The organism is Vibrio sp. Y176, from assembly GCF_033438945.1.
Window position 1 is genome coordinate 1 of the sequence record NZ_JAWOQS010000551.1, and the last position, 689, is coordinate 689.

Annotated in this window: 1 protein-coding gene; it reads left to right on the top strand. The window is 48.5% G+C overall.

The genetic code is table 11. The annotated features are described in order from the left end of the window. On the top strand, positions 1-689 hold a 689-nt coding region (locus tag R7O13_RS27245; protein WP_318305245.1), incomplete at both ends, for a nucleoside transporter C-terminal domain-containing protein.

Below are 689 nucleotides of genomic sequence, written 5' to 3' on the forward strand. Positions count from 1 at the left end.
GGTGTGATGCCAAAAGTTATCAACTTCATTGGTGGTGGTATTCAAAAGCTTCTTGGCATTGGTCGTGCTGAGTCTTTGTCTGCAACGGCGAACATTTTTGTCGGCACTATCGAAGCGCCACTTATGGTGAAACCCTACCTAAAGCACATGACTGATTCGCAGTTCTTTGCGGTAATGACAGGTGGTTTGGCATCAGTAGCTGGTGGTACGTTGGTAGGTTATGCCTCGTTGGGTGTTGATCTTAACTACCTTATCGCTGCTGCCTTTATGTCTGCGCCCGCAGGTTTGTTGATGGCAAAAATTCTCATGCCAGAAGATGTGAACAAAGCACCAGATATCGACATTAGCCAAGTGGAAATTCCACGCGCAACTAACGTGGTTGAAGCGTTAGCCGATGGCGCAATGGCGGGTGTTCGTATCGCTGTGTCTGTAGGTGGTACGTTGTTAGCGTTCATCAGCGTAATCGCGTTGTTGAACGGCATGCTAGGTTGGGTTGGAGACCTTATTGGTACGCCACTAAGCTTTGAGCTTATCTTAGGCTACGTATTTGCACCTGTCGCATGGTTGTTAGGTGTGCCATGGGAAGAGGCGATTACGGCGGGCTCGCTTATCGGTAACAAGAGCGTGGTGAACGAGTTTGTTGCTTTCATCCAACTAGCAGAAGTGAAATCTCAGCTAAGTGCTCACTC